17 protein-coding genes and 1 pseudogene are annotated in these 21,712 nt (G+C 51.1%); 8 read left to right on the top strand and 10 right to left on the bottom strand.

Features of this window, described 5'->3' with window-relative positions:
* Nucleotides 1-7: 7 nt before the first annotated feature.
* From narI to R3E63_00955, 4 genes and pseudogenes are all read right to left on the bottom strand, one after another.
* Entirely contained in the window at nucleotides 8-715 is a 708-nt protein-coding gene (narI, locus tag R3E63_00940; GenBank protein ID MEZ5538530.1) for a respiratory nitrate reductase subunit gamma, read from the bottom strand.
* Nucleotides 712-1,398 carry a nitrate reductase molybdenum cofactor assembly chaperone gene (narJ, locus tag R3E63_00945; protein ID MEZ5538531.1) on the bottom strand — a complete coding sequence of 229 codons (687 nt, stop codon included), beginning with the start codon at nucleotides 1,396-1,398 and terminating at the stop codon, nucleotides 712-714. The genes narI and narJ overlap by 4 nt, the downstream gene beginning before the upstream one ends.
* Nucleotides 1,395-2,954 carry a nitrate reductase subunit beta gene (gene narH, locus R3E63_00950; GenBank protein MEZ5538532.1) on the bottom strand — a complete coding sequence of 520 codons (1,560 nt, stop codon included), beginning with the start codon at nucleotides 2,952-2,954 and terminating at the stop codon, nucleotides 1,395-1,397. The genes narJ and narH overlap by 4 nt, the downstream gene beginning before the upstream one ends.
* Nucleotides 2,951-6,673 (bottom strand): annotated as a pseudogene (locus tag R3E63_00955) (nitrate reductase subunit alpha). The gene narH and the pseudogene R3E63_00955 overlap by 4 nt, the downstream one beginning before the upstream one ends.
* A gap of 170 nt (nucleotides 6,674-6,843) precedes the next feature.
* Between R3E63_00955 and gpmI the strand changes: the two are divergent.
* The 4 genes from gpmI to R3E63_00975 are packed head-to-tail and all read left to right on the top strand — an operon-like array spanning nucleotide 6,844 to nucleotide 11,317.
* Nucleotides 6,844-8,385, top strand: a complete 1,542-nt coding sequence (gpmI, locus tag R3E63_00960) for a 2,3-bisphosphoglycerate-independent phosphoglycerate mutase (GenBank protein ID MEZ5538533.1) — start codon at nucleotides 6,844-6,846, stop codon at nucleotides 8,383-8,385.
* A gap of 37 nt (nucleotides 8,386-8,422) precedes the next feature.
* Nucleotides 8,423-8,779 carry a hypothetical protein gene (locus R3E63_00965; protein MEZ5538534.1) on the top strand — a complete coding sequence of 119 codons (357 nt, stop codon included), beginning with the start codon at nucleotides 8,423-8,425 and terminating at the stop codon, nucleotides 8,777-8,779.
* Nucleotides 8,780-8,820: 41 nt separating this feature from the next.
* Nucleotides 8,821-9,765 (top strand): peptidoglycan DD-metalloendopeptidase family protein, encoded by a 945-nt coding sequence (locus tag R3E63_00970; GenBank protein ID MEZ5538535.1) that lies wholly within the window; start codon nucleotides 8,821-8,823, stop codon nucleotides 9,763-9,765.
* Nucleotides 9,766-9,787: 22 nt separating this feature from the next.
* Complete coding sequence (locus R3E63_00975; GenBank protein MEZ5538536.1) at nucleotides 9,788-11,317, top strand: NAD(P)H-hydrate dehydratase; 1,530 nt, start codon at nucleotides 9,788-9,790, stop codon at nucleotides 11,315-11,317.
* Here the strand turns inward: R3E63_00975 and R3E63_00980 are convergent.
* Nucleotides 11,314-12,822 (bottom strand): radical SAM protein, encoded by a 1,509-nt coding sequence (locus R3E63_00980; protein MEZ5538537.1) that lies wholly within the window; start codon nucleotides 12,820-12,822, stop codon nucleotides 11,314-11,316. The genes R3E63_00975 and R3E63_00980 overlap by 4 nt on opposite strands.
* A 209-nt stretch (nucleotides 12,823-13,031) precedes the next feature.
* On the opposite strand from R3E63_00980, the gene R3E63_00985 reads away from it, so the two are divergent.
* The gene (locus R3E63_00985) at nucleotides 13,032-15,068 is read left to right on the top strand and encodes a DEAD/DEAH box helicase (GenBank protein MEZ5538538.1); all 2,037 of its coding nucleotides are present in this window, start codon (nucleotides 13,032-13,034) and stop codon (nucleotides 15,066-15,068) included.
* Between the two features lie 16 nt (nucleotides 15,069-15,084).
* On the opposite strand, the gene R3E63_00990 is transcribed toward R3E63_00985, so the two are convergent.
* Genes R3E63_00990 through rep form a run of 3 tightly spaced genes read right to left on the bottom strand, consistent with a single transcriptional unit; the run spans nucleotide 15,085 to nucleotide 18,016 of the window.
* Nucleotides 15,085-15,294 (bottom strand): DUF1289 domain-containing protein, encoded by a 210-nt coding sequence (locus R3E63_00990; GenBank protein MEZ5538539.1) that lies wholly within the window; start codon nucleotides 15,292-15,294, stop codon nucleotides 15,085-15,087.
* Between the two features lie 11 nt (nucleotides 15,295-15,305).
* Nucleotides 15,306-15,983: a CoA pyrophosphatase gene (locus R3E63_00995; GenBank protein ID MEZ5538540.1), complete on the bottom strand. Its 678-nt coding sequence runs from the start codon at nucleotides 15,981-15,983 to the stop codon at nucleotides 15,306-15,308.
* Nucleotides 15,980-18,016 (bottom strand): DNA helicase Rep, encoded by a 2,037-nt coding sequence (gene rep / locus R3E63_01000; protein MEZ5538541.1) that lies wholly within the window; start codon nucleotides 18,014-18,016, stop codon nucleotides 15,980-15,982. The genes R3E63_00995 and rep overlap by 4 nt, the downstream gene beginning before the upstream one ends.
* A gap of 119 nt (nucleotides 18,017-18,135) precedes the next feature.
* On the opposite strand from rep, the gene R3E63_01005 reads away from it, so the two are divergent.
* Nucleotides 18,136-19,011, top strand: coding sequence for a TIGR03619 family F420-dependent LLM class oxidoreductase (locus tag R3E63_01005; protein MEZ5538542.1), 876 nt, complete (start codon nucleotides 18,136-18,138; stop codon nucleotides 19,009-19,011).
* Nucleotides 19,012-19,027: 16 nt separating this feature from the next.
* Here R3E63_01005 and R3E63_01010 read toward each other — a convergent pair whose 3' ends face one another.
* Nucleotides 19,028-20,179, bottom strand: a complete 1,152-nt coding sequence (locus R3E63_01010; GenBank protein ID MEZ5538543.1) for a GGDEF domain-containing protein — start codon at nucleotides 20,177-20,179, stop codon at nucleotides 19,028-19,030.
* A 5-nt stretch (nucleotides 20,180-20,184) separates the two neighbouring features.
* Nucleotides 20,185-20,409 (bottom strand): DUF3094 family protein, encoded by a 225-nt coding sequence (locus R3E63_01015; protein MEZ5538544.1) that lies wholly within the window; start codon nucleotides 20,407-20,409, stop codon nucleotides 20,185-20,187.
* A gap of 125 nt (nucleotides 20,410-20,534) precedes the next feature.
* Here R3E63_01015 and rapZ point away from each other — a divergent pair, with 125 nt between their 5' ends.
* Together rapZ and R3E63_01025 are read left to right on the top strand one after the other, a co-directional pair.
* A complete protein-coding gene (rapZ, locus tag R3E63_01020) occupies nucleotides 20,535-21,398 on the top strand; it encodes an RNase adapter RapZ (GenBank protein ID MEZ5538545.1) in 864 nt (287 codons plus the stop codon).
* Nucleotides 21,399-21,423: 25 nt separating this feature from the next.
* Entirely contained in the window at nucleotides 21,424-21,708 is a 285-nt protein-coding gene (locus tag R3E63_01025) for an HPr family phosphocarrier protein (protein ID MEZ5538546.1), read from the top strand.
* The last annotated feature ends 4 nt before the right edge of the window (nucleotides 21,709-21,712 follow it).

The following is a 21,712-nucleotide window of genomic DNA, read 5'->3' on the forward strand; positions in this document are numbered from 1 at the left end:
GCTCATCTCACACGCGCGGCGATTGATTAAAAGCAGACGCAGAGCGACGGCGTACGACTTGATACGGCCGCCACAAATAGCCCACAGGAATACTCCACACATGCACCAAACGCGTGAATGGTGCGATCAAAAACAAAGTCATACCCAACACAATGTGCGCTTTGTAAACCCAATGCACGCCCAACACATAATCCGCAGCACCCCAACGAAAGGTCACGATGTGTTGCGCCCATTCTGCTAACAACAACATCACGCTGCCGTCTAAATGTCCGGCTGAAATAAAAATACTGAACAGGCCCAACAACAACTGCGCCAATAACAAAACCAACACCAGCGTATCGGCAAAAGTTCCTGTAGCGCGAATACGCGGATTGGTTAAACGCCGCAGCAACAAAATACACAAACCCACTAAACAAACTACGCCAAACGCACCACCAAAAATCATCGCCAGTAATTGTTTGTGTGGCGTAGAAATAAAATGCTCGTACACCGCGTGTGGCGTGAGCAAACCCACCAAATGCCCACCCAACACCGCCAACACGCCAACATGAAAAAGATTGCTACCCCAACGCATACCTTTATCCGACAGCATTTGACTAGAACCAGTGCGCCAGGTGTACATTGCACGATCATAGCGCGCCCAACTGCCAACAAAAAAAACCGCCATCGCGATATAGGGATAAATTTGAAACGCAAATTGATCAAATAAATTCACGGTTGCACCTGCTGTGCGTTAGTAAATCGGAGAGGTTGTTCATCACTTGCTTGCTGCGTATTACACGCTGGCGTATCAACACCAAAACGCACGACTTCTTCTTCCCATAATTTATCCATCGCTTCGGGTGTGTCATCACGCGCCTCTTGGCTCACGCGCTGCCGTAATTCGTGCAGATCAAATTTTTCATCCGCGCACTCCACCAACAACGAGAACAGCAAGGCGTAAGGACTTTCTCGTTCCTCAGCGCGTGCGGCGAGCAGCGCAATGATATGTTGTAAATTGCGCAACCAATCCACCGCTTCTTCCATCGGACGATGACTGAGGTATTCCAAAACCAGTGGCAAATAATCCGGCAATTCTTTTGTCGCCAACGCAAAACCATTTTTGCGATACGCTTCCATCAAGTTAACCATCGCCTGCCCGCGATCGCGCGACTCACCATGAATATGTTCAAACAACAACAAACTCATGCTGCGACCACGATCAAATAATTGCAGCCAGCCATCTTGCGCATCCAACGCATCCTGTGCCAATAACGCGCGCACAAAACGCAGCAAATCTTCACGACGATGCGCCGGCAACCCCGCATCCTGCACAGCCGACACTAACTCATCACCGTGTTGCCACAAATCGTCTTGCGGATAATCCAGCAACACACCGATCAATTTAAGCAAGCTCATTTTTGCGCCGCCTGTGCCGCAGTTTCTTGCGCAGCAGGTCGATATTCCTGCACCACAAAATTGGTTGTTTTGCGCTGACCAAATAAATCTGCCGCGCTATCGCCGTGACAACCATTGCCAAATGAAAAACCACAACCGCCACGCTCACCGTACGCGTCGTTGGCGTATTCGCGATGCCCTGTGGGAATCACAAAACGATCTTCGTAATTGGCAATCGCGAGATAGCGATACATTTCTTCCGCTTGCGCCACACTCAATCCCACTTGTTGCAACACGGCGTGATCTTCCACGCCATCCACATTCAGCGCTCTGCGCCACGCGCGCATCGCCAAAATGCGTTCCAGCGCGCGCACCACCGGCGCTTCTTCACCCGCTGTCAGCATATTGGCGAGATAGCGCACAGGAATGCGCAGCGAATGCACATCCGGCAGCGCGCCATTCATGCCCATCTGCCCACTTTCTGCAGCAGATTGAATCGGCGATAAAGGCGGCACATACCACACCATCGGCAGCGTGCGATATTCAGGATGCAACGGCAGTGCGAGTTTCCAATCAATCGCCAATTTATACACGGGTGAAATTTTTGCCGATTCCAACCAACTGTCAGGAATACCTTCCGCGCGCGCGGCGGCAATGACTTTGGGGTCATGCGGATCGAGAAATACATCCAAATGCGCTTGATACAAATCTTTATCTGCCGGTACTGCTGCCGCTTGTTCAATGCGATCTGCGTCGTACAACATCACGCCCAAGTAACGAATGCGACCGACACAAGTTTCTGAGCAAACCGTTGGCTCGCCCATTTCAATGCGCGGATAACAAAAAATGCATTTTTCCGATTTGCCGCTTTTCCAGTTGTAGTAGATTTTTTTGTACGGACAAGCGGAAACGCACATACGCCAACCGCGACATTTATCTTGATCGATCAACACAATGCCTTCTTCTTCGCGTTTGTAAATCGCACCCGATGGGCAAGCCGATACACAAGCTGGATTCAAGCAATGCTCGCACAAACGCGGCAAATACATCATGAAAGTTTTTTCAAACTGTCCGTAAATGTCTTTTTGCACATTGTCGAAGTTTTTATCTTTGCTGCGCTTGGCAAATTCACTGCCGAGGATTTCTTCCCAGTTCGGCCCCCATTCAATTTTTTCCATGCGCTGACCGCTGATCAAAGATCGTGGGCGTGCGGTGGGTTGATGCTTCGATTCTGGCGCTGTGTGCAAATGCTGATAATCGAAAGTAAACGGTTCGTAATAATCATCAATCTGCGGCAAATCAGGGTTGGCAAATATTTTTGATAATAAACGCCAACGGCCGCCGGTGCGCGGCACTAACTTACCCGCTTTCGTGCGCTCCCAACCGCCATTCCATTTGTCTTGATTTTCCCATTCTTTCGGATAGCCAATACCGGGTTTGGTTTCCACATTGTTAAACCACGCGTATTCCACACCTTCGCGGCTGGTCCAAACATTTTTACAAGTGACAGAACAAGTGTGGCAGCCGATACATTTATCGAGATTCAACACCATCGCAATTTGTGCGCGCACTTTCATCGTGTTGACTCCTTCGCTGTTGCAGCTTCTTCCAACCAATCCACTTCACACATTTTTCGCACGATAACAAACTCATCACGATTCGTGCCGCAAGTGCCGTAGTAATTAAATCCGTACGAGAGTTGCGCGTAACCGCCGATCATGTGCGTTGGTTTTTGCACAATGCGCGTTACCGAATTGTGTATGCCGCCTCGTGTGCCGGTAATGCTAGAGCCTGGCGTATTGAGAATGCGTTCCTGTGCGTGGTACATCATCGCCATGCCCGGCATCACACGCTGACTCACCACCGCACGCGCAGCAATCGCACCGTTAACATTGAACACATCTATCCAATCGTTGTCTTCAATACCTGCACTGCGTGCATCGTCTTCACTGATCCACACAATCGGCCCACCGCGCGATAAAGTTTGCATCAATAAATTGTCGCTGTAGGTACTGTGTATGCCCCATTTTTGGTGCGGCGTGAGCCAATTCAACAAAATTTCTTTATTGCCGTTGCCGCGTTTGTTGTGCAGCGGTTTCACTGTTTTGGTATCTACCGGTGGGCGATACTGCATAAAACCTTCGCCAAACGCGATCATCCATTCGTGATCTTGATAAAACTGTTGTCGCCCCGTGAGCGTGCGCCAAGGAATGCATTCATGCACATTGGTGTAACACGCGTTGTAACTCACATGTTCATCTTCTAAACCGGACCAAGTTGGCGAAGAAATAATTTTTCGCGGTTGCGCTTGAATATCGCGAAAACGAATCGCTTCGTGCGCTTTGCCTTTCGCCAAATGCGTGTGATCGCGACCGGTAAATTCACTGAGTGCTGCCCACGCTTTTACCGCCACATGACCGTTCGTTTCTGGCGCCAAACTCAACACCACTTCAGCGGCATCAATCGCCGTGCTGATTTGTGGACGATTGTGACTGACACCTTCTTCACGCACGCGATGATTTAATTCACCGAGAAAATGTACTTCGTCTTGCGTGTTCCACTGTATGCCTTTGCCGCCATTGCCCTGTTTATCCAGTAGAGGACCCAGCGCAGTAAATTTTTTATAGAGATTGGGATAATCGCGCTCTACCGTCACGATTGACGGCATAGTTTTTCCTGGAATCGCTTCGCACTCACCTTTTTTCCAATTGGTCACGCCGAGAGGCATCGCCAATTCATTGGGCGTGTCGTGCAGTATCGGCACCAACACCACATCTTTTTCTACATCCAACACACCCGGCGCCATGGCGCTCACCGTTTGTGCTACGCCTTTGAAAATATCCCAGTCACTGCGCGATTCCCACGCAGGATCCACCGCTTTCGATAATGGATGAATGAAGGGATGCATATCGGAAGTATTGAGATCGTCTTTTTCGTACCAAGTTGCTGTTGGCAGCACCACATCGGAATACAGCGCGGTGGTGCACATACGAAAATCCAGCGTCACCAACAAATCCACTTTGCCTTCTGGCGCTTCATCACGCCACTTCACTTCTTGCGGTTTCACTGCGCCGCGTTCGCCCAAATCTTTGCCCTGCAAACCGTGACGCGTGCCGAGCAAATGCCGCAACATATATTCGTGACCTTTACCCGATGAACCGAGCAAATTGGAACGCCAAATAAACATCGCGCGCGGGAAATTTTCTGGCGCATCAGGGTCGGCGTAAGCAAAATCCAATTCGCCACTTTTCAATGAACCCACCACATAGTCAGAGACATTTTTTCCCTCTGCTTCTGCTGATTTTGCGATGGACAAAGGATTGCAATTCAACTGTGGCGCACTCGGCAACCAACCCATACGAATTGCTTGCAAATTCAAATCGGCTTGGCTGCCGCTGAATTTTTCTGCATCAGCCAATGGCGACAACATTTCCTCTATCGACAATTTTTCATAGCGCCATTGATCGGACATAAAATAAAAAAAAGAAGTGCTATTCATCTGACGCGGCGGTTTGCTCCAATCCAAACCAAATGCCAGCGGCAGCCAACCAGTTTGCGGGCGCAATTTTTCTTGGCCGACATAATGTGCCCAACCGCCGCCGGTTTGCCCCACGCAACCACACATCACCAACATATTGATGAGGCCGCGATAATTCATGTCGTTGTGGAACCAGTGGTTCATGCCCGCGCCGACAATAATCATGCTGCGCCCGCGCGTTTTCGCTGCTGTACTCGCAAACTCGCGCGCAATGGCAATCACTTCAGCGCGCGGCACACCGGTAATTTTTTCTTGCCACGCCGGCGTGCCCGGCAAATCTTCATCAAAACTTTTCGCGATATTGTTACCACCAAAACCGCGATCGACACCGTATTGCGCGAGCAACAAATCGTAAACCGTTGCCACTTGCCAAGTAGAACCATCGGCAACCGCAATGTTTTTAACCGGAATATTGCGTTCGAGAATGTCATCAAATTTTGAGGCAGTAAAACGATCATGCTCAATGCCGCCAAAATACGGGAAGCTCACCGATACTATTTCATCGCAAAAATCTTTTAGCGATAAGCGCAGATATGTTTCACGACCAGCACTGTCTTTTTCCTCCACATTCCATTTGCCTTTTTCGCCCCAGCGAAAACCAATGGAACCGTTGGGCACTGTGATAGCACCTATGCGCTCATCAAACGCCAGCGTTTTCCATTCAGGATTATTGCTCTCGCCTGTATCAGCCAAATCACTAGCACGCAAAAATCGTTGCGGCACAACGCGACCATCCGCGCGTTTTTCCAAACGCACCAGCAATGGCATGTCTGTGTATTGACGACAGTAATCCACGAAGTAATCAATTTTTTTATCGACATGAAACTCTTTGAGAATCACATGCCCAAAGGCAAAAGCCAGCGCCGCATCCGTGCCTTGTTTGGGATGCAACCAGTGATCCGTCAGTTTGGCGACTTCAGAATAATCGGGCGTAATCGCAACCGTTTTTGTGCCGTTGTAACGCGCTTCGGTAAAAAAATGCGCATCCGGTGTGCGCGTTTGCGGCACATTCGAACCCCACGCAATGATGTAACGGCTGTTGTACCAATCGGCTGATTCCGGCACATCCGTTTGTTCGCCCCACATCTGCGGGCTGGATGGCGGCAAATCGCAATACCAATCGTAAAACGATAAACACGCGCCGCCGAACAACGATAAATAGCGCGCGCCGGCGGCGTAAGAAATCATCGACATCGCCGGTATCGGCGAAAATCCCACCACGCGATCGGGGCCGTATTTTTTGCGGTGTAAAGATTTGAGGCCGCGACAATTTCATTCGCCTCATCCCAATTCACTCGCGCAAAACCGCCCATGCCGCGTTTGGATTTGTAGGATTTAGCTGCTACACTGTTTTCCAATGCTCGCCCACGCATCCACAGGGATAGCGTTTTGCGCGCCTCGCGCCACAAACGCAGCAGCGCACCGCGCACCAATGGATACTTCAAACGATTGGCACTGTACAAATACCACGAGTAACTCGCGCCGCGAGGGCAACCGCGCGGTTCGTGATTCGGCAAATCAGGGCGCGTGCGCGGGTAATCCGTCTGCTGCGTTTCCCATGTCACCAAACCGTTTTTGACATAGATTTTCCAACTGCAAGAACCGGTGCAATTCACACCGTGCGTGGAGCGCACAATTTTGTCGTACTGCCAGCGCGCACGGTAGCTATCCTCCCAATCGCGGTTCTCCGTTCGTGTTTCGCCATGCCCGTTGGCAAAAGCGCTGAAAAAACCGTAACCGATCGAGAAAATAGCTCACACACCTCTCCCTAAAGTCTGTCTGCAGGGCTAATACCCGCATACCAGTTTCATGCTAATACATTGAGCAAAACTATACTCTGACGCATATCAAGATAAACCACGGCTTGGGTTCTCATCCCGCAATGCCTTCCGTAATATAGCCCGCTGAATTCACCGCTGGTTTTTCCCATGCCTCAAGCACCAAAACCCCTCGTTCTGTTGATTCTCGATGGCTTCGGCTACCGCGAAGAAACCAAAGACAACGCTATCGCCGCCGCCAACACACCGGTGTGGGACAAACTCTGGCGCGAGAATCCGCGCAGCTTGGTGTCCGGCTCCGGTTTGGATGTGGGCTTGCCCGAAGGACAGTTCGGCAACAGCGAAGTCGGGCATATGACACTGGGTGCTGGGCGCGTGGTGTGGCAGCAACTCACACGCATCGACAAAGACATCGCCGACGGCGGCTTTTTTGAGAACCCCGCCTACTGCACCGCCATTGATGCAGCAGTCGCCAATAAAAAAGCCGTACACATTTGGGGGCTGCTCTCCTCCGGCGGCGTACACAGCCACGAAAATCACATCCTCGCTGCCTTGCAACTCGCGGTACAACGCGGCGCAGAACAAGTGTATTTGCACGCTTTTCTCGACGGGCGCGACACCCCACCGCGCAGCGCGGAAGATTCTTTGCGCATCACACAAGACACATTAGAAGCACTCGGCACTGGGCGCATTGCCACGGTTTGCGGTCGCTACTACGCGATGGATCGCGACAAGCGCTGGGATCGCGTCGAGCAGGCCTACAACTTACTCACGGATGGCAAAGCCGCTTACCACGCCGCCACGGCTGTTGAAGCTTTACATGAGGCTTACGCTCGCGACGAAAACGACGAATTTGTGAAGCCGACTGTGGTTGGCGCGCCTGTGCAATTGCACGATGGCGATGCCGTGTTGTTCATGAATTTTCGTGCGGATCGCGCGCGACAAATCACCCGCGCGTTTACCCATCCCGCTTTCGATGGTTTTGTGCGTGCGCGCACGCCGGCACTCAGCCATTTTGTGATGACTAGCGAATACGCCGATGACATTCCCGCGCTGTGTGCGTATCCACCTTCCACCTTAAAAAATTCGCTAGGTGAATATTTGGCGAGTTTAGGTAAAACGCAATTGCGCATTGCAGAAACGGAAAAATATGCGCATGTCACTTTCTTTTTCAGTGGCGGACGCGAAGCACTGTACGAAGGCGAAACGCGCATTTTGGTCGATTCACCGAAAGTCGCGACTTACGATTTGCAACCCGAAATGAGCGCCTTTGAAGTCACGGATAAATTGATCGAAGCCATCGGCAGCAAACAATACGATGTCATCATCTGTAATTACGCCAACGGCGATATGGTCGGACACACCGGTATTTTCAGCGCAGCCGTAAAAGCGGTGGAAGCCTTGGATGTGTGCGTCGGTCGCGTGCGCGATGCGGTGTTGACCGCAGGCGGTGAATGTCTGATCACTGCCGATCACGGCAACTGTGAACAGATGCAAGATTACGAAGCGCACCAAGTACACACACAACATACTTGTGAACAAGTTCCGTTTTTGTATATCGGTCAACGCGCAGTCAGCCTGCATGACGGTGGTACACTGGCCGATGTCGCGCCGAGCATGTTGGCATTAATGGGCATACCACAACCCGCTGAAATGCACGGCCGCAACTTGATTGACTTGCACACAAAATAATCAATAACACTGAACATCACCGCACGGAGAGGCTCGCATGAAATTACACACTGTTTTACTGGCTGCAATTTTTTCTGCTGTAAGCATCAGCGGCGCTATCGCCAATGATTCACAACCGGCACAACCCGCTGCCGCACCCACAGAAGCTGCTGCACCTGCGCAAACCGATCAAGCAAAAAATCTCGAACAAAAAATTGCTGAGATGCAGCAATCTATCGACAAACTGAAAGCTGACATCCAAACCATTCAAAACACGCGCAACGAATTGCAAGCCAAGCTGGAGCAATCCGACAAAGATGTTGCCGCGCAAATGAAAAAAATTGAAGAAATCAATGCCAAAATTGCTGAAAAGCAAAAAGCCGCACAAACACAAGCTGAAGAAAAAAAGCAGTAAGCAGTTCTATCGCCGATCAGCGGGAACAGATCGGCCAGCAGTTGCGCGCTCTGTATGCAGCAGGCGCGCAATCGCAACTGCGCTTGCTGTTGGATCAGGATGATGCCCGCACCCTCACCCGCAATTTGCAATATCACGACTATTTAGTTGCTGCTCGGCAACTCAAAATGCAGTCGTATCTCGACGCTATTCAGCGCATCACTCAAATTGAAAAAGACATCGCCGCCAACCTCATCGAGCTGCAAGCTCTGCAAAAAAACTTGCAGGATGAAAATACGCAACTACACGCCGAGCGCGCGGCGCGACAAAAACTGATCGACACTGCCGATGCCGACCTGAAAACCAAAGGTGGCACGCTGGAGCAATTAAACCAAGACCGCAATGCATTGCAAAAAGTAATCACTCAAATTGAACAACAGCGCGCGCTGGCCATCGCTCAAGAAGAAAAACGCCAGCGCCAAGCACAACTTGAAAAAGAGCAGCAAGAAAAAGAACAACAGCAGCAAGCTGAACAAACTAAAAATCGCACAGAGACAAAACCCGCTGCTTCTGCCTACAGCGCAGAAGATTTAGCACGCCTGCAAACGCAATCTTTTACGCAGCGCAAAGGGAAAATGCAGTGGCCGACACAAGGGCAATTGGAAAATCGTTTTGGCGATCAACGCCAAGGCAGTGTGCAATGGGATGGCTTGCGCATCAATGCAGCTAACGGTGCGCCCGTGTTGGCTGTACACGGCGGTCGTGTAATGTACGCTGACGCACTCACAGGACAAGGATTGCTATTGGTATTAGATCACGGCGATGGCTACATGAGTTTGTACGCGCACAACGATATGTTGCTGCGTGAAGTTGGCGAATGGGTAAAACCTGGCGATGAAATTGCGCGCGTTGGCAACAGCGGCGGTGAAAAAAATCCTGCACTCTATTTTGAAATTCGCAAAGACGGCAATCCCATCAACCCATTGCCGTGGCTGAGTAAAAAATAAATTTTCAAATGAGGTTTTGAATATGCTTTTCAATACTCTACACACCGCTGAAGAAACTCGCGCACTGGATGCCGATCTCATTGCATCCGGCATCAGCAGCATTGCCTTAATGAAAAAAGCAGCGCGCGCGGCTTTAGACACTTTATTAGCGCATTGGCCAGCACCAGAACATATCACGGTGTTCTGCGGCAGCGGCAACAACGGCGGCGATGGTTATTTGCTCGCCGCACTCGCCAAGGAAAAAAATATTTCTGCGCAAGTGATCGCTGTCGGCGCGGAAGAAAAATTTACAACGGACACGCGCGCTGCGCACCAGTACGCATTGCAAAACGGCGTAACGATAACGCCTTGGCACCACGGCGAAACGCCAGTAGCAACGCTCGTCTTTATGCGCGATGTCGTAGCAGAGCTGCCCGCAGAAACTATTCTGGTTGATGCCCTGCTCGGCACCGGCAGCAACGGCGCACCGCATCACGCTTACGCCACGGCAATCGAAATCATGAACGACAGCGGTCTGCCTGTCCTCGCGCTCGACATGCCCTCCGGTATTGATGCTGACACCGGCTGTGCTGAAGGCGTGGCAGTGAGCGCCAGCGTCACCATCACTTTTGTCGCGCAAAAACGCGGGCTTTATACCGCCGATGCGCCCGACTTCACCGGTGAAATCGTTTACGACAGCTTGGGTGCTGAAGAAGTGCCGCCCTTTGAAGATTACGAAGTGACGCTGTTGGATGCCGAATGGCTGTTGGAAGAAGGGCTGCCTATGCGCCCGCGCACCGCGCACAAAGGGCTGTTTGGTCATGTGATGGTGATCGGCGGCGATCGCGGCATGGGCGGTGCGGTGTTGCTCGCCGCTGAAGCTGCCGCGCGCTGCGGTGCAGGACTCACCAGCGCCGCCACTCAGCCAGAGCATGTGGCTGCGGTGCTCGCGCGTCGCCCTGAAATCATGGCCAACGGCGTGACTTCTGGTCAGGCATTGGAGCCGTTATTGGAAAAGCCCACCGTGCTGGTGATTGGCCCCGGTCTCGGGCGCAGCGCGTGGTCGGAGCAGATGTTGCAGCAGGCTACCCTCAGTGGATTGCCACTGGTAATGGACGCCGACGCGCTGAACATGCTCGCGGAAGGCCGCGTGGTGCGCGAACCGCGCCGCGACAATTGGGTGCTCACTCCGCATCCCGCTGAGGCCGCGCGCCTGCTCAACATCACCACGGCCGATGTGCAGCGCGACCGCTTCGCCGCTGTGCGCGCGCTGCAACAACGCTACGGCGGTGTCGCCATCTTGAAAGGTGCAGGCACACTGATTTGCGGGCGCAACGGTGATATCGGCGTTTGCACCGAAGGTAATCCGGGCATGGCATCGGGCGGCATGGGCGATGTGCTCGCCGGCATCATCGGCAGCTTACTCGCGCAAGAAGTAGCACCCGAGCTGGCCGCGCGCCTCGGCGTTAGCTTGCACGCGCGCGCCGCCGATCTCGTCGCCGAAGAACAGGGCGAACGCGGCTTGCTCGCCAGTGATTTGATTGCGGAGTTGCAGGGGCTCGTTAATCCCTAAGCATTAGCGGGTGAGTGGAGCAGAATTTCCACGAACACTTTGAATGTTTGCCAAAGACGAGCAGGCGACCAGAACCTCAAAATTTTTACTATGCGCCTTGGATTGGTATAGAAACGCAGATTGGCTATTCTTATCGCGTTGCTCAATCGATAACCGTAAACCCTTTCATACCACGAAGTATTTGCGCGATAGCTACCACTATCTACTCGCGCAGCATCTCGCGTGATGGCCTCATGTTCACTCAGCGCCAAATCAAACAATGGCGTGCCTGGCTGTGGAATTACCGTAAAGAAAAAAGCCAAAGTGAGATCACTTTTTAATGCGAAATCGATACTCGCTTTAATTTCTTCTTTGGTTTCTGTTGGAAAACCCAACATAAAAGCAGCTGTAACTTGCAAGCCTCTATCAGTAAACATTTTAATAGCGTGATGTGCTTTTTCTACATCCAAATTTTTTTCAACCAAGCGCTGCAATCGCGGTGTTACTGTTTCGATTGCAATCGAAGCTGCGTACGCACCTGCATCACACATCACATCAACAATCTCTTGATCGATAATGTCACCACGAAGACCGTTAGGAAACGCAAACTTCATTTTTCCAGGCCAGCGCCTAGCCACTTCGCCCATGATTTCATGCACTCTGGGCTTATGCAGATTAAAAATATCATCTTCAATATGAAACTCATTAACGCCGTAGTTTGTATAAAGATGTTCTATTTCCGCAATAACGCGTTCTGCGCTGTGATACACAAATCGTTTTGTAAAAATATCGTGGCAGTAGCTACAGAGATAAGGACAGCCTCTTGAAGTGAATAACGGGGAATAGCGTTTTCCTTTCAAGTTAGCTGCGTGATTTGGGTGTTTTGCGTAGCGATCAAAATCCACTAAATCCCAAGCTGGCATAGGCAGCGTATCGAGATCCTGCACAAAATCTCTCGACTTAGCGATATGTAACTGACCATTTGCTAATCGATGCGAGAAGCCAGGCAAATCAACATCTAACTCTTGCTTCAAAACCAATCGAACCAATGCCTCTGGAAAAACACGATCCGCAGGCCCTTCAAATACCCAATCAATGTTTTCTTCTTCCTGCAAAATTTTTTCCGCTGCATTCAGTGCAAAAGGCCCACCCACAACTGTCACTATTTTTTTATTAAATGCTTTAACAACTTTTGCAATTCGATAGCTTGCTTGCGCCTCATAATTGAGCGCTGACATACCGACAACATCCGGCTGAAATTCTTTCAACAATGGCAGCAAATTTTCTGCTGGCATCTGCTCAAGTTTCATATCGAGGATGCGAATATCCACATGCTGCTGAAATCGTTCGCGAATAGCCGACGTTAAATACAAAATGCCCATTTGAGGAGATTGCACCGCACCCACCACCTTTTGGTAGGGCTTGAGCAACAACACTTTTAGGCGCGGATAGGATTTGAGATCCACTGTCGACGCAATCACATCGTTAGCAGGAATAAATACTTCAGTATCAGGTGGTAATTTCATTATTATTTTCCGTACACACTTCAGAGAAGCCGCTTATTCTGCGCTTCGTCATAGGGCTGCCAGCTTCCCGCGAAGTGCAAGCCTGCGTCAATCCCTGATCTGACAAGCCCTTGCGCGGCGGCTATACTGCCGTTGCCGCGCCACGCACCCTCTCTTTTGTGCCAGCGCGTTTGCCCTTCGAAGGGCTCACTTACAGCTGGGACAACACGATGACTACCGAAACGACCACGCCCGTCGCATTCCGCGATTTGGGGCTACCTGATGCCATGCTCTCCGTTTTAGCCGATATCGGCTACGAAACGCCCTCACCGATTCAGGCGCAAACCATTCCGCTGCTGCTCGAAGGCCGCGATGTTTTAGGTCAAGCGCAAACCGGTACCGGCAAAACTGCTGCTTTTGCCCTGCCCATCTTGGCGCGTTTGGATATGGCGAGCCGCGCCACGCAAGTATTGGTGTTGGCGCCGACGCGCGAACTGGCGATACAAGTCGCGGAAGCGTTTCAAACTTACGCCGCGTTTATTCCGCGCTTTCAAGTGTTGCCGATTTACGGCGGCGCGAGTTACAGCACGCAATTGCGCCAACTAAAACAGGGCGCGCAAGTAGTGGTCGGCACGCCGGGGCGCGTGATGGATCACATGCGTCGCGGCACGCTCGATCTTTCACAACTGCAATGTTTGGTGCTGGATGAAGCCGACGAAATGTTGCGCATGGGTTTTATCGACGATGTGGAATGGATACTGGAGCAAACGCCGGACGAACGCCAAATCGCTTTATTTTCTGCCACGATGCCGCGCGAAATTCGTCGCATTGCACAGCAACATTTGAATGAACCGTCAGAAATTACTATCGCGTTAAAAACCACCACCGCATCGACCATCCGCCAACGCTATTGGCCCGTCAGCGGCATGCACAAGCTCGATGCTTTAACGCGCATGTTGGAAGCGGAAGATTTTGACGGCATGATTATTTTCGTGCGCACCAAAACCGCGACTGTTGAATTGGCAGATAAGTTGCGTGCACGCGGTTACAACACCGCCGCACTGAATGGTGACATCGTGCAATCGCAGCGCGAGCATGTCATCGCGCAAATTAAAAATGGCGCGATTGATATTGTCGTTGCCACTGATGTCGCCGCGCGCGGTATTGATGTCGAGCGCGTCAGCCATGTTATCAACTACGACATTCCGACCGACACCGAAGCCTATGTGCATCGTATCGGCAGAACGGGTCGCGCCGGTCGCAGCGGCGATGCGATTTTGTTTGTCGCACCGCGTGAAAAACGCCTGCTGTTTGCGATTGAAAAAGCCACACGCCAAGCGATTGAACTGATGGAATTGCCATCAACCAAATTAATTAACGACAAACGCATTGCCAAATTCAAACAAGGCATCAGCGATATTCTGGAAAACAATGCCGTAGAAAACGGTGATCTCGATTTGTACCGCGAATTGATCGCGCAGTATCAACACGAAACTGGCGTGGAGTTGGATATCGTCGCCGCAGCACTGGCAGCGATTGCGCAAGGCGGCACCAGCCTGCTGCTCAACGAAAAAGAATCACCGCGCACGCAAGCGCTAACGGATGAAAGACCGCCGCGTAAACACCGCGAGCGCGATGATTACGATGACAACAAACGCGAGCGCATCAAACGCATGCGCAGTGAAAAACCTTCGCGTGAAGTGGAAGACGGTATGCAACGCTTTCGCATCGAAGTGGGCTACGACCACAATGTCAAACCGGGCAACATCGTTGGCGCCATCGCCAATGAAGCAGATCTCGACAGCAAACACATCGGCCACATCGCCATTCACGACGATTACAGCACCGTGGATTTACCTGCGGAAATCGCAGGCGAGTTGATGAAAGCACTGAAAAATGTGCGCGTTGCCGGCAGACCGATGAATATCGCCCCGTTGGGTGCAGGCGCAAGTGGCGGGAAAAAATCCTTCCGTGATCGCGATGCCGCGCCAGCGCGTGACAAGAAATCATTTGGTGAAAAGCAAGCGTTTAGCGAGAAGAAGTCCTTTTCAGACTCAAAACCTTTTTCTGACAAGAAAAGCTTCGGTGATAAGAAACCTTTCTCCGACAAGAAATCGTTTGGCGATAAAAAACCGTTTGGCGACAAGAAAGCGTTCAGCGAGAAAAAGTCATTCTCGGACAAAAAGCCAGCTGCTGATAAAAAATCTTTTACCCGCAGTGCCGCGCCCAAAAAACCGGACGGCACCAAACCTTTTCGCAAGAAGTAGTTGCTAGAAAGGGAGCTTAGAAAGGATTGACGCGCTTAGCGCGTTCCGCCGCGCTGACAAGGATTTGTCGGCGCTCAGCGTTATCCGCCACGGACCAGCGCGTAATTTCTTGCGCACTGCGATAACAGCCCACGCACACATCTTCCGCATCCAAGGCGCAAATTGAAATGCACGGCGAAGCAATTAACACCACTTTGTCTTCTGTGCCTTCAACCACATTATTCACCTCTGTATTCATTATTCGCTGTCTCTATTTTTTTGTTCACGCGCTAATTTATCTTCGTCCGTCAACCATTCTTCCGGCATGATTTGACCTTGCGTGTATTGCGCCAACGCTTCCACGCCCGTGGAAATACTCTGCCCCATCACGCGATTCATAAAGTTGACGAGAATAATCGCCGTCACACCCCAAATTTCGTATTCCTGCCACTGCCAACACGGCACCGCGACCGTGTGACCGTTGACCGTTCCGCGATCCGTGCGCAAGCGTTCGTCACGCAGAAAAAATGACAGCGGCACGCGAAAAATGCTGTCCAACTCATCTGGGTTCGGCGCAAGTTTTACATCCGACGCAACAATGCCCACTACCGGCATCACTTTTACGCCGAAGCGTGTCACCATCGGATCCAACTCACCCAACACTTCAACATCCGTCGGCGACAATGCAATTTCTTCTTGGCTTTCACGCAAAGCAGTGGCAATAAAGTTTTGATCGCTGGCATCCACTTTGCCGCCTGGCAATGCCACTTCACCGCGATGCGATTTCAAATGATCAGCGCGGCGCGTGAGAATCAATTGCGGCTCCGGCTCATTGGTAAACGCCAACAATACTGCCGCTTCTGTACGAAAAGTCGTTTCACGCCAGTAATCCACTGGCTGCAAATTTTCCATGCCCTGTCGCAGGCGATTAATCATGATGCGCTCAACATTTTTCTTAATTTTTCTATCGTATCACGCGCTTTTTTCTCGCGCTGCTCATCCGATACTGTTTGCCCCACGCCTTCGCGCTCTAAATCTTCCGGTGGCAATTCATCTAAAAAGCGGCTCGGTGTCGGCGCAGTCACTTCGCCGTATTGTTTGCGTTTATGCGCCAGTGTCAGCGTCAGCGTGCGCTGCGCGCGCGTAATGCCCACATAGGCCAAACGCCGCTCTTCATCAATTTGATTGGCTTCAATACTGTTGCGATGCGGCAGCAATTCTTCTTCCCAGCCCATGATAAACACATGCGGAAATTCCAAGCCTTTCGCAGCGTGCAGTGTTAACAATTGCACACGATCGCCGTCATCCTCTTCCTCTTGTCGCTCTAATAAATCGCGCAACACCAATTTACTGATCGCATCGCGCATCGCATCCAAACTGTCGCGCGCGCTGTCGGTATCCTCTTCTTCGCTAACAGTGAGCGAGCGCCCCATGGATTCCACCAAGTAGCGCACATTGTCCATGCGTCTTTCTGCCACGGTTGCGCTGGACGCATTTTGATGCAGCCACGCTTCGTAACCAATGTCATCCAGCATTTCACGAATCGCCTCCATCGGATTGCCTTGCGCGCAATTTTTACGCACCTCGTCCAACCACTGCGTGAAGTGACGCAAACGCCCCAGCGCTTCTGCACCCAACACTGATTCGATACCGATTTCTTGAATCACGGCACACAAACTGCCGTCGCGCTGCTGCGCGTATAAACCCAATTTTTCCAGCGTGCTGGAGCCAATTTTACGGCGCGGCACATTGATGATGCGCAGAAATGCGTTGTCGTCATCGGGATTGGCGAGCAAGCGCAGATACGCCATCACATCTTTAATTTCAGCGCGCGAAAAAAACGAAGTGCCGCCCGTAATGTTGTACGGCACTTGCGCCTGTTGCAATTGCATTTCCAATAAACGTGATTGGTGATTGCTGCGATACAACACCGCAAAGTCAGAAAACTTGCCGCCGCGTTGCAAGCGTTGCACCACGATGTCATTGGCGATGCGCTCAGACTCACCCTCTTCATTGGCGCAGTGAATTACGCGTATCGGATCGCCGTAACCCAACTCACTCCACAATTGTTTTTCAAATTCGTGCGGATTGTTGGCAATCAATTGGTTGGCGGCTTTCAGAATGCGACCAAAAGAACGGTAGTTCTGTTCTAACTTAATCAATTTCAATGCGCGAAAATCGTGTTGCAATTGCGAAAGATTTTCCGGCTTCGCACCGCGCCATGCGTAAATAGATTGATCGTCATCACCCACCACGGTTAAACCGCTACGCACGCCCACCAACAATTGCACCAAACGATATTGGCAGGCGTTAGTGTCTTGGTATTCGTCCACCAATAAATAGCGAATGCGTTGATGCCAGCGCGATAACACATCCGGATATTTTTCAAACAACTGCACCGGCAGCGCGATCAAATCATCAAAATCCACCGCGTTGTAGGCTTTCAATGCTCGTTGATAGCGCTCATACAACAGTGCCAAATTCATTTCGCCTTGCGTGGCGGCGCGCTGCAATAAAACCTCAGGCAGCAGACCATCGTTTTTCCAATTGGAAATACTGTGCTGCGCCATTTCCACATAATCGTTATCAACATCGCCATTGCGCAGTAGCAATTCGCGCAGCAGTGCTTGCGCATCCTGCTGATCAAAAATTGAGAAACCGCTTTTGTAACCGAGTGTGCCTATTTCACGGCGGATGATGTCTAAACCTAGCGAGTGAAAAGTAGAGACCTGCAAGCCGCGCGCTTCACCACCCAGCAATTTTCCCACCCGCTCTTTCATTTCACGGGCAGCTTTGTTGGTGAAAGTCACCGCCGCGATATGGCTGGCTTTGTACTGGCACTCGCGGATGAGGTAGGCAATTTTTTCGGTGATCACACGCGTCTTGCCGCTGCCCGCACCCGCCAGCACCAGCAGCGGACCGTCGATATAACGCACCGCTTCGCGTTGGCGTGGATTGAGGGAGGGCAATGAGCTCATAACAGGCGGCACAGCAGTACAACAAGGTGGCTGCGCATTTTACCAGCATGGCACGCGCGCAACTGAGCCTTTATCATGCGCGCCTCGTTTGCACACCTCAGGGGAAGGCCATGCGCTTTGCTTTTCACGCCACCATGTGTCCAGTGGATCAATATGTCCCGCTCGCGCAAGCGGCAGAAGCCGTGGGTTTTCAAGGCTTTACCTTCCCCGACAGCATTTGCTACCCGCAAATTGCCGACACCAAATACCCCTACAACGAAGATGGCTCGCGCAACTTCTTGGACGGCACGCCGTTTCTGGAGCCTTTCTGCGCGATTCCTTGGCTGGCAGGCGTGACGCAAAAACTGCGCTTCACCACCAGCGTGGTGAAACTGCCTATCCGCAACCCTGTGTTGCTCGCCAAGCAAATTGCCACCATCGCCTGCATCAGCGACAACCGCTTTGCGCTCGGCGCGGGCATTTCACCGTGGATTGAAGATTTCCAAATCTGCGGCGAACGCTGGGAAAGCCGCGGTCCGCGTATGGACGAGATGGTCGCCATCATTCGCGGTCTGTTGAGCGGCGAGTATTACGGGCACGATTCACAGCACTACCAAATCCCCGCTTCGCGCATTTGCCCTGTGCCTAGCCAGCCAGTGCCTATCCTGCTCGGCGGTCACGCCGATGTGGCACTGAAACGCGCGGCGCGCATTGCCGATGGTTGGATACACGCCGGCGGCTCTGCCGACACCCTGAAACCGTTGGTAGAAAAATTGCAGCAATTTCGCAAAGAGTACGGCACCGACAACAAGCCGTTTGAAATTCACGCCACTACGGCTGATGCCTTTAGTGTCGATGGCGTGAAAAAATTACAGGATCTCGGCGTGACGGAATGTATCGTCGGTTTTCGCGATACTTACAAAGGCGAGCAAGACACTAAAACTGTCGAGCAAAAAATCGGCATGCTGCATTGGTTTGCCGACAACATCATCGCAAAAACGGCGTAGTGGCGTTTAACACACCCTACACATTCAACGGCGAGTGATAGCAGTAGGAATTTCTTTTTTCTTTCGCTAAATACATCGCGCTATCTGCTAAGCGGCACAACGCAGTTAGGTCACGGCTATCTTGCGGGAAAATCGCCACGCCAGCGCTCGCTTGCACCACCACATCCTGTCCACCGATATCAATCGGAATAGCGAGCGTGTGCAGCATTTTGTTTAACGCCAAATCTATATCACTGCGTTTTTGAATGCCATTAAGAATCAATGCAAATTCATCACCGCCGATACGCGAAGCGATATCGGTATTGCGCAACACTTCGCGCAAACGCTGACCTGTCACTTTTAACACACGATCACCCGCGTAATGCCCGTACTGATCGTTAATCGGTTTGAAATTATCTAAATCGATATAGACCAAGGCGAACAGTGATTTTTTTTGCGTAGATTCACGCAATGCAGTATCTAGACGCGTGTAAAACTCTTCACGATTGGGCAAATCCGTCAAGGAATCGTGACTGGCTTTAAACGCAAAACGAATACGCTCTTCTTGCAGCCATTGGTACAAAGTGTGATTGACGCGTTCGTAAATCAGCAACGCTGTTACCACCATAAAACACAACACGATCGGCAGTGCGCGTTCCAATAGCACCAGTGTCGCGCTATCGGATAACTGCCACGCCGTAAAACCCCATTCGCGCGCCAACATCAACAGATTGATCGTCAGAAAAATAATCCCTGTCCATACAATGCCAGAGCGCGCACCGGCCATCGGAAAAACAAACACCGGCACCACAATCCACAACGCCATGAACGGTGATTCTCCGTAGCCGCCACTGATCAAAATACCCACCAATACCGCCACATAAATAGCGAATACGGCGATATTGCCCGCGAGCACTAAAGAGTGTCGCCAACGAAACGCTAACAGCGCTAATACATAAAAAACTGTCGATGCCAACACCACACCCATGCCGGCACGCATGCCAAGAGAGGACAAACTGGTCAATAGCAAAGCCGCACCACTTAACGCGCAAACACCCAAATTGATCAAAATAATGCTAATTAAAATATAGGCGCGAGTACGCTGCACTTTATCGGTGCGCACCGCCAATGGAACGAACTTATCCAACAATCTCAGCACAGGAGCAAAACCGTTCTCTGCTGGACGCATAATCATTACTCCAAAGGAATACCGTGCATCTGTGCGTACAACAAACTCAGCACACTCATACCAACGACGATTACCGTCAAAATCAATAACAATATCCAAGGGCGGAACGGCTTGCGCTCAAACTGGTGTATCGGTGAATTGAGGTACTCCGCCACACGCGCCATGTCTTCGTCTGACAACTTCTTCTTGGGCGCCTCTTCCACCGTAGTGTCTTGTTTTGTATCGCTCATACCTTTACCGCTTACCTAGGTCTCACTCTTGTGAACCAAGCTACTGTGCAGATAGGGGCAAGTCAATGCAGCGCGATCAAGGTTTGCTACACTGCCTGCACTTCGTATGAAAAAAGGATGCATCGATGCGCTTAGTCGTCATCAGTGGTCGCTCAGGCTCTGGTAAAAGTACCGCACTGCATGTGCTGGAAGACGAGGGCTATTACTGCATCGACAACCTGCCCGCCAGTTTGCTCGGCGTACTGGTTACACAACTGCAGGAGAGCGATTACGCCATCACTCGCGGAATCGCCATCAGCATTGACGCGCGCAATACCAGCCGCGACCTCGCACTGTTTCCTTCTATGCTGGAGCAAGCCCGCACACAGATGGATTGCGATGTGATCTATTTGGATGCCAATAAACCTACCCTGATTAAGCGCTTCAGTGAAACACGCCGCAAACACCACTTGTCTGATAACGAAACCGATCTCGTTGAGGCTATTGAAACAGAAAAAAAACGCTTAGAACCCATCGCTAATCTTGCCTCGCTGACCATCGACACCAGCCAGCTGAATTTGTATCAACTGCGCGATTTGGTGCTGGAACGCGTAGCACGCCGAGCAGCAACCGATCTATCGTTGCAATTCATGTCTTTTGGCTACAAACACGGTATCCCAGTGGATGCTGATTTAGTTTTCGATGTGCGCAATCTACCCAACCCTTATTGGAAACCAGAATTGCGCGCTTACACAGGACGCGATCAGCCCGTTATTGATTTTCTGAATCAAGAAGCAGAAGTGCAAAATATGTTTGCGGATATCCGTGATTTTTTACAAAAATGGCTACCCTCTTTCAAACAAAATCGACGCTATTTAACCGTGGCAATTGGCTGCACCGGTGGGCAGCACCGCTCCGTATACCTCTGCGAGAAGCTGTATGCTGCTTTTTCCACAGAGTACACCCTCACCAACACAAGGCATCGTGAATTACATCAAGTAAAACAATAACGCATCTCTATATCACAAAATTTTTATGAAAGAATCTACTCTCGACATCGTTAACAAACTAGGATTGCACGCACGCGCAGCCTCGAAGCTCATGCGCTTGTGTACGAGCTTTAATAGCACCATTCAATTCAAAAAAATTGTTAATGGTGAATACAAACAAACAGCTGATGGCAAAAACATCATGGCTCTGATGTTGTTAGCAGCAGGAAAAGGCACGCAGCTCTATTTATGCTGTGAGGGCAGTGATGAAGAAAAAGCCATGGAAGCGATCACCCAACTGTTTGCCGATCGCTTTGATGAGAGCGAGTAAAGCT

The sequence above is a fragment of the Pseudomonadales bacterium genome, assembly GCA_041395665.1.
Lineage (GTDB): Bacteria > Pseudomonadota > Gammaproteobacteria > Pseudomonadales > UBA7239 > UBA7239.